This window comes from Cerasibacillus sp., from assembly GCF_036516575.1.
Classification (GTDB): domain Bacteria; phylum Bacillota; class Bacilli; order Bacillales; family Amphibacillaceae; genus Cerasibacillus.
In genome coordinates, this window is the sequence record NZ_DATBTY010000041.1 from 1 (window position 1) to 8,683 (window position 8,683).

Annotated in this window: 9 protein-coding genes and 1 riboswitch; of the genes, 1 reads left to right on the plus strand and 8 read right to left on the minus strand. The window is 37.0% G+C overall.

Annotated elements, in window-relative coordinates:
* Positions 1 to 242 precede the first annotated feature (242 nt).
* Positions 243 to 1,997, plus strand: a complete 1,755-nt coding sequence (locus VIG73_RS08505) for an MBL fold metallo-hydrolase (protein WP_331640956.1) — start codon at positions 243 to 245, stop codon at positions 1,995 to 1,997.
* A 253-nt stretch (positions 1,998 to 2,250) separates the two neighbouring features.
* Here the strand turns inward: VIG73_RS08505 and istB are convergent, their stop codons facing one another.
* From istB to VIG73_RS08545, 8 genes are all read right to left on the minus strand, one after another.
* Positions 2,251 to 2,970 (minus strand): IS21-like element helper ATPase IstB, encoded by a 720-nt coding sequence (istB, locus tag VIG73_RS08510; RefSeq protein WP_331640958.1) that lies wholly within the window; start codon positions 2,968 to 2,970, stop codon positions 2,251 to 2,253.
* A complete protein-coding gene (istA, locus tag VIG73_RS08515; RefSeq protein ID WP_331640960.1) occupies positions 2,967 to 4,487 on the minus strand; it encodes an IS21 family transposase in 1,521 nt (506 codons plus the stop codon). Before istA ends, istB begins: the two co-directional genes overlap by 4 nt.
* A 75-nt stretch (positions 4,488 to 4,562) precedes the next feature.
* Positions 4,563 to 5,165, minus strand: a complete 603-nt coding sequence (locus tag VIG73_RS08520; protein ID WP_331640962.1) for an SDR family NAD(P)-dependent oxidoreductase — start codon at positions 5,163 to 5,165, stop codon at positions 4,563 to 4,565.
* Positions 5,166 to 5,317: 152 nt separating this feature from the next.
* On the minus strand, positions 5,318 to 5,515 hold the full coding sequence (locus VIG73_RS08525; protein WP_331640964.1) for a hypothetical protein: 198 nt from the start codon (positions 5,513 to 5,515) through the stop codon (positions 5,318 to 5,320).
* 147 nt (positions 5,516 to 5,662) lie between these two features.
* Positions 5,663 to 6,325 carry a methionine ABC transporter permease gene (locus tag VIG73_RS08530; RefSeq protein ID WP_213086707.1) on the minus strand — a complete coding sequence of 221 codons (663 nt, stop codon included), beginning with the start codon at positions 6,323 to 6,325 and terminating at the stop codon, positions 5,663 to 5,665.
* A complete protein-coding gene (locus VIG73_RS08535; protein ID WP_331640967.1) occupies positions 6,315 to 7,316 on the minus strand; it encodes a methionine ABC transporter ATP-binding protein in 1,002 nt (333 codons plus the stop codon). Before VIG73_RS08535 ends, VIG73_RS08530 begins: the two co-directional genes overlap by 11 nt.
* Entirely contained in the window at positions 7,313 to 8,143 is an 831-nt protein-coding gene (locus VIG73_RS08540) for a MetQ/NlpA family ABC transporter substrate-binding protein (protein ID WP_194563435.1), read from the minus strand. Before VIG73_RS08540 ends, VIG73_RS08535 begins: the two co-directional genes overlap by 4 nt.
* A gap of 105 nt (positions 8,144 to 8,248) precedes the next feature.
* Positions 8,249 to 8,392, minus strand: a complete 144-nt coding sequence (locus tag VIG73_RS08545; RefSeq protein ID WP_194563436.1) for a YezD family protein — start codon at positions 8,390 to 8,392, stop codon at positions 8,249 to 8,251.
* A 95-nt stretch (positions 8,393 to 8,487) separates the two neighbouring features.
* Positions 8,488 to 8,592: riboswitch (SAM riboswitch) on the minus strand.
* Positions 8,593 to 8,683 lie beyond the last annotated feature (91 nt).

Below are 8,683 nucleotides of genomic sequence, written 5' to 3' on the forward strand. Positions count from 1 at the left end.
AATCATGTATTTAATAATACGAGATTAATTGTTGCACAGGTAGATCAAGTTATCTAAAATGCTCATATTGTGAATGTTACAGGTGATAGTTTTAGAGTGACGAACGCACTTTCGCGTCAAAAATAATAATAACAATTGGAAAGCTGGCAAGCTTATGTATTTCTTCTTGCATTCTTTTGTACTTTTTACTTGCAAAATACAGATATGTAATGAATACAATTAAAACAAAAAAGAGGTGTGATATGGAAAATATATTCTTGGAGCAATATATTGTGAATATGGATAATGTTAAATTGAAAATTAACCATCAGCGTTTGAAAGATGTTAAAAAGTTTGTCAATCAAATTAACGAAAATCCAGGTTATTTATTTCTTTTAAATAAGTATGATGAGAAAGTTTATATAGGAGAAATCATTGAGATTTCGTATAATACTGGTGGACCGGTTAGTAACTATGAAATTGAAATTGGTAGTGAGAAATTTAGTTTGAAATTATTTGAAAAGATGCAGAAGTTCAATTTTGATATTTTAGAGAGGATTTATTCTCAAAATCAAAAAAAGAATATAGGTATAAAAAATTTTTCTCTGAAGAATACATATGGCAAAAAAAACTTTAAATTTGCTAGACCAATTATTTATAATTATGATTTTTTATTGTGGAATGAGTCTGTACATAATTTGAGGAATTCTATCCTAGAAGAAAAGACTTTGTTTAATAACAATAATAATAATAAAATTTATGCAAAATTTTTAGAAGAAGATGGAGAAAGATTATTCTCTTTAACTAATTTTAAAATGATTGAAACAGATTTAAAAATGTTGGAGACGCTCAGAGAGGATTATAGACCTTATTTTTATGAGTTTTATATTGAAGAAGATAAATCGCAACTTCATAAATTTCAGATAGGTGAAATTTATGAAGTAGTAATTGCTGATAAATATTATAAGGTAAAAGAAGAGGAAATAAATATATATGAAGGTAGCTTATTATTTAGTGCATCCCCATTAATTGAGATACCTGCAACCTTAATAATTAAATCTAAATTATCGCATGATGAGAAAGAAAAAATTAATGAATCAGAAAAAATTTTAAGACAAAAATTAGAAACCAAACGAGTCAAGGATGGAAAACTAATTGAAAGAAGTATAATGAATAAGATTCCCACTACCGAAGAATTAGATTTTGAGATAACGATTTATAATGTTGGACAAGGCAATTGGTCTAAAATAACTGTATCAGATTCAAAAGGAAATAAACTAGATATAGTATATGATGTAGGCATGGGAAACTCCCGAAATTTATCACTAACAAAAAAGATTGCGCAAAAAGCCGCGGCTGCCATAGAGGAACATCATATTTTTATATTATCTCACTGGGATTTAGATCATATAAAAGGAGTTGTTTATTTAACTGAAATACAATTTAATACAACTTGGATTGTTCCAGAGTTACCTTCAAACATTAGTTTTTCTGCATTGAGATTAGCGTTATATTTATTTAGACATCCAAATATTAACGTAATATTTGTCAGTGAAGAACTAAATAACAAAGCAATTTTTTCAAACAAATATATCGCATTAGGAAAAGGGGAAGGTAAGAAGATTGGTACTAAAGCAATCAGAAATAATATAGAGTATAAAACTTCCTATACAATAAATAATAATATCGGCTTGGTACTATGTGTAAAGAATAAGGAAGAAAAAATATTATTTACAGGAGATTGTGAATACATACAATTACCAATTGAATTTTTAAATACAAAGTATGATGCAATTGTAATGGCTCATCATGGTGCGAGTATTAAGTATGATGATTTAACTGAAATAGGTATGCTCCCAGCTTCTAAAAATGAATCTAAAGCATATGTTTGTGTAGGGAAAAATAACAAATATCCTCATTGCAAACATGTCGCCGCAATAAAAAATTTGAATTTTAAGGTAGTTGAAACTAGAAGTTATATAAATGAGAATAAGCAGATAAAAATAATTTTAGACTAATTTAATAATGTAAATCCATCTCAAATTAATCTGAAATTATTATTATATATTTTAAAAGGCTCTGATCCAGATTTTGGATTAGATTATTATAAAGAGACCTATTGATGTCAAATAAAGTATACGATATCAATACGTTTAAAGAGGATTTGATTAATAACTTAGAAATGCAAATTGTATTCGAATGATTGTATTTGGCAACTAGAAAATGTTCGAAACGGCAATTAAATATGTAGCCGCTTGCCACCCCCTTAATTTATTGATTCATTAAAGATTCTTTGTGACGATAACTTTCACGATTAAAGACAATCAAATGTGAATGATGAATCAGCCGATCAATGACAGCTTCGGTAAGAATAGGATCTCCAAAAATGTGATTCCATTGTCCAAACTGTAAATTCGTCGTCACGATTAAACTTTTCTTCTCATAACACAAATTGATCACTTGAAAGAGGAGCTCTGCTCCTTGTTTATGCAAAGGAACATAACCTAATTCATCTAAAATAAGAAGATCTAGACTTTCAATTTGTTTCAAAAGTCGTCCCACTGTTCCTTTTTCATGGGCATCTAATAAAATATTGACGAGCTGTGCGACGGTATAAAATCGTACTTTATATTGGTGCTCGAGTAGGGCATTCCAGCCAATTGTAGAAGCCAGTAACGTCTTTCCAGCTCCAACACCACCGTATAAAATCAAGTTTTCTTTTCTCTCAATAAATTGCCCCTGCAGTACTTCCTGTTGTGATAGATTTCCGTTCATGTGGAGATTCACCCAATCAAATGATTGGTGCATAGTGTCAGGAAGAGCGGCTTGTTTAATTAATAAATTAAGCTTACGCTCCTCACGCTGTTTAATTTCTTGTCGAAAGATTTCAAGCAGGAAAGCTTCATGATTATCAGCTTGAACCTCATGATAATGCTCACGAATCCAACTCAATTTTAATCGTTTTGCGTATTCTTCAATTTGTTCTCTCATTTCGTACCACCTCCTTGGATAGCGAAAAGCTGATCATAGTGATCTAACCCTCGCTCCGCCGAAGGCGGAATAGTGACAGATAGATGAGAATTCGGCAAAGTTTCCCGAATTCCTCGGCCATTAACGAGCTGATAAAAAACTTGTTCAATCGCTGCCGCTGTAGGATGATGGCCATGAGCTGAAGCGACATCTAAGGCTTGATCGGCTAAAGTAAAATCTCGTTCTTTTAAAAGGTTTGAGAGTAAGGAAAGTGCTGCTTTCTTTTCTGATATCGTACAATCCTGTAAATAATTTTTCCATTTTTCTGAAAGTTCGTCGTAAAATGAACTGTATTTTAAGGCATTCGGCCTTTTAGCCATCATGTGTAGATAAGGTTGCCAATTCATAGACTTCATCTCTTCATCACCATATAAGCGTTTATGCTTCACGATTTCAACTTGCTCTTCATTAAATAAAATAATGTGATCATAACTAATTTTTGCAATGACAACCTGACGAGCATAGCGTGGAGAAGTAGAATATTTTTTCTGCTCAATTTGGATAAAACCATATTTATCTGCTTTTAATGAAAGGAAACGTACGCATTCAAAAGGCTTTCCAGGGAGTTGTAGAAACTTTTCCTGATCTGCCAAATAGAGTTCGGCAATTGGCAAATTCTTTTCATAGTGCTCGCGTTGGCGATTCTCTATGCTCCACTGGATGGTCAATTCATGTAAGGATTGAAAATCATGATAAGAGACAGCTGGCAGTAAGTAGTTGTTGCGAATATACTTCACCATGGATTCTACATGTCCTTTTTCATGCCCACTATTCGGATTACAAAATTCATACTGAAACCCATAATGTGAAACAAAACGTTGGAATTCATCTGTCAATTCCCGCTCTCCATGAGGCAATACTTTTTTCACCGCAGGTGATAAGTTGTCAAATCGAATCGTGTGTGGAACGCCTTGTAATTCACTGAACATATTAGCGAGTCCTTGTAAAAAGCATTCTCGATTTTGAGACGGAAAAACTTGAAATAAAAATGAGTTACTATAGGGAAAAGATAATACCAAGTAAGGACGCACGACTTCTTTTCCTTCATAAAGAAAAGGTGCTTCTCCAAAATCAACTTGGGCAGTTCCTGCTCTTGATTCTAACGGTAAGTAAGCAGCTTGATTTTCTTCTAATAACTCTTGTCTTCTCTTAGCTACATAAGCTCGTACAGAACGATCTGACCCTGTAAATTGATGTTGTTCGACCAGAAGGTCGTACATTCGCTTAGCGGTACGTTGAAATTTCTTCTTCTTTTTCATATCTTCTCGAATCCATTGATCGATGATTGGTTTTACTGGATCCATTACACGTGCTTTTCTTTTTTGTTTAAACGGTTGTTGAATTTGTACCTCGTCTTGTTCTGCATATTTCTTAATAGTTCTGCGATCCCGATTCATTTGTTTGGCAACAGATGAATAGGATTTTCCTTTGGTATTCGTTTCGTATCTGATATAATTAATTTCGGCCATTGCTAACATCTCCTTGCATACCCCTCTCTACTTGATTTCCCAATCATCGAGAGTGTATGTGATTTTGGAGGAGTTGGCAAGTGGCTATTTTTGTGTCCATAAATTAGCTGCCGAACTGTTCATTCTCATTCTGCCATAAACAGTATTCAATATGACATCGCCTTCCTTCATCTCCGCAACCGCTGCCTTCGTTACATAAAACAAGCCAAAAAAGTTCGTTTCAAATGTTTCATGCAGTTGGTCACTTGAAATGTCTGCGATTGTCGATTGTGGAAATTGTTTTCCCGCATTATTAACTAAAATATTTAACCCGCCTAGCTGTTGACGCACACGCTGAATGAGCGGTGCGCTATTTTCTTCGCGACTCACGTCCAACTGTTCCATATACGTTTGAACTCCGTACGGTTCCACCGCACGCAACGTTTCTTCCGCATCTTTACGTTCTCTTTCATCTAAGTAGACGATCGCAAGGTCCGCCCCTTCTTTCGCAAACGCTAATGCGATAGCTCGCCCGATTCCGCTATCCCCTCCTGTAATTAATGCTTTCTTGCCACGTAAGCGACCAGCGCCTTTTGTTCCATTGTCAAAAATCGGAGCTGGTTCCATGTCGCGTTCAATTCCAGGTTGCTGTTGTTGCTGTTGACGACCAACAGCTTCATCGACTTCCTCGTAATGTTCTTTCGTCATTGCCATCTCTCCTTTTTGAATGATTACTCTACCGATGCCCTCCTCACATAACATTAAACATTTTTCAAAAATACCTCCTTTTGTTCTGCAAATGCATACAAAAAAGCACCGATCTCTTTTCAGAAATCGATGCTTTCCTTATAAGCAGTAAACTAACGCGGCGCATCATCCATCGCTCTCTTCACGGACAACATCCGAATACTTAAAACGATAAACAACCCGACGAGCAAACCGAAAGCGATTTTTAACGCACCAGATGTCGGTGTGCGAAATAAAAAAGGAATGAGCACGATGAGCAATGCCCCGACGACACTAACGATTCGAATATAACGAGCGAGCACTTCATTCATGAAAATTCTCCTTCCGATGATCAACAACATGCATCAATCAGGCATATTACTCTTCATCTTACACCTTAGCGCTACTGCTGTCACACCGGAAAACTGAAATTATTTAAGTGGAATATCTAAATATATACCAGGATAATGGTCACTTTTTCACGTTACATTCATTTTATTCGCTTTTTTGGATAGTCGATCCCCTACCGATTGAATCAATTGAACGACGATAATTAAAATGATAACTGTCGCAATCATCACTTCTTGTTGGAAACGGTGATATCCGTACCGAATGGCTAAGTCCCCGATGCCACCGCCACCTATCATGCCGGCCATTGCAGAGTAACCAAGCAAACTAATAACCGTCACCGTAAGACCCGCAATCATGCCAGACTTCGCTTCGGGTAATAAAACATCCCAAATGATACGCCATGGGGAAGCCCCGCATGATTCGGCTGCTTCAATGACACCGCGGTCCACTTCTCGAAGCGCGCTTTCAACGAGTCTCGCATAAAATGGAATACCTGCGAACACGAGTGAAACACTTGCCGCCGTCGGTCCTGTCGATGTCCCTAATAATGCTTTCGCTAATGGAATGAGCAAAACAAGTAAAATAATGTACGGGAGCGACCGAATAATATTAATCGTCGTGCCAGCAATCGATTGAACGATTCGGTTTTGCCAAAACATCCCTTCACTCGTTACAAATAAAAAGACACCTAATGGTACACCGACCGCAATCGAAAAGAATGTCGCGATTCCAAGCATCCAGCCTGTTTCAATGAATGCTTGAACAAATTCATCCGCCATATTAACTAGCATAACCGAGCACCTCCAATCGATTCGTTCGTTCCGTTAACCAAGCCGACGCCCGTTTTCGTTCTTTCGGTTCACCTAACAACTCGACAATCAACGTTCCGAGCGCTCGATCTTGAATGTACGTAATTTGTCCGTGTAAAATATTGAGATCAACTGCAAAACGAGTTGCCGCCTTTGAAATGATTGCTTGCTCGGCATCATCTCCTCGAAACGTTAATTGTAAAATGTCTCCTGTCCGCTCCTCTAACAAACGAGGAGGCAATGTTAATGAATGAACGGTATCAACAAACTGCTTCGTCAATGGTTGTTCAGGGGAGGCAAAAATATGATACACATCTCCTTCCTCTACAATTTTTCCGTCTTCCATTACCGCAACGCGATGGCAAATCGTTTGAACGACTTTCATTTCGTGTGTAATGAGAATAATCGTAATATCGAGTTCTTCATTAATTTTCTTTAAAAGCTGCAAAATAGATGCTGTAGTTGTCGGATCGAGAGCGGATGTCGCTTCATCGCATAATAAAATATCTGGATTATTTGCTAACGCTCGCGCGATTCCCACTCGTTGCTTCTGTCCTCCTGAAAGTTGAGCAGGGTAATGATTCGCTCGATCTGACAGTCCGACAAGATGCAACAGTTCTGGCACACGTTCGGCAATTTCAGCCGTTGATTTTCCAGCCACCTTCATAGAAAAAGCTACATTTTGGTATACGGTTTTTGTTTGAATGAGATGAAAATGTTGAAAAATCATTCCAATTTTTTGTCGTATTTGACGCAATGCACGTTTAGATACTTTTGTAATGTCGATGCCATCAATAATAACTTCACCTGAAGTCGGTTGCTCTAATCCATTCAAACAACGAAGCAATGTACTTTTCCCTGCTCCACTGTAGCCAATCATGCCAAAAATATCACCGCGTTCAATCGTTACCGATACATCATCCAATGCGAGCACATTACCGTATCGTTTCGTTACTTGGCGTACTTCAATCATTTTTTCGCCTCCTGTTCTTGTTGATATGGGGGTAAGACGTACCCTTGGGAATGTTCTAGTGTATAAGTATAAAATTCTTCCGATTCATACGCTTCTTTTAATGCTTGAACGAACGGCTCATCTTCCTCTCCTTCACGAACCGTTAAATAAATTAAAAAATCTTCCGATGTTTGTTCAACATCCACCGCTTCTGTCAACTTCAATCCAGAAGCAATCGCATAATTTCCATTGACGAAAGCAAAATCAGCATCCTCAAGAGAACGAGGGGTCGCTGCCGCTTCTAACGGATTCAACTTTAGATGATACGGATTATCGATAACATCTTTTTCAGAGGCTGTAATCGGGTTAACATTTGGATCAACTGTTAACCACCCGTAGCTCTCTAACATATTGAGCGAACGAGCTAAGTTCACCGTATCGTTCGGTAATGAAATCGTCATTCCTGGCTCAAGATCGTCGAGCGATTGATGTCGTTTTGAATACATCGCAATGGGGGCAGTCGGGACAGCAAAAAGCGCAGTAAGCTTCGTCCCTTGATGCTCGTTAAAATTCGATAAATATAAACGGTTTTGGAATAAATTCGCATCGATATCCCCTTCTTCTAATGCATTATTCGGCTGAATATAATCATGAAATTCAATAATGTTTAATTTGATTCCTTTCTCTTTTAAAATCGGTGCGATTCCTTCTTTTAATTGATCACTATATGGACCTGCTGTAGCTCCAATCGTAATGGTTTGATTTGTTTCACCCTTTGCTTCTCCGTCACATCCGGTAAGTATCAAAGCAGTACTCAATATGAGAAACCATGTGAATAGTTGTTTCATTATGCATTCTCCTTTTCTTCATAGAAAAAGCCTCTTCGATGAAGAATATGTGATTACAAACACACTTCTTCAATCGAAAAGGCCTCTAGTTGTCTAGTCAGCTTCTTACGACGTGGATATTCTAAATTTTTCTGTGCGATGAACTTGCACAACTTGTCCTTCATGAATGGTAATATGAACTTCTCCAAACTGCAATTCTTGCAAGGCTTGTTCAATAATTGCAAGCACTTCATCCTTTTCTTTTCCCATAAACACCCCTCCTTCTTTTATGTAGAACGTGCATTAAAAATAAAAAGCGACCCCTATATAAAAAGAGGTCGCGTCATACGAAATATGCACTGCTCCTCTCATCTTCCAAGGTTTCCCTTGCTGGAATTGGCACCGTTTGATAGAAATCAATGGTTGCCGAAGCTTCACAGGGCCAGTCCCTCCGCTTCTCGATATAAGAGTTATCGTTAATTTATGAAATTAGTTGTTATCATATCCTGTCTTTTTAACAATGTCAACAGATTTTATTCAATTTTTCGAAAATAAAGAAAA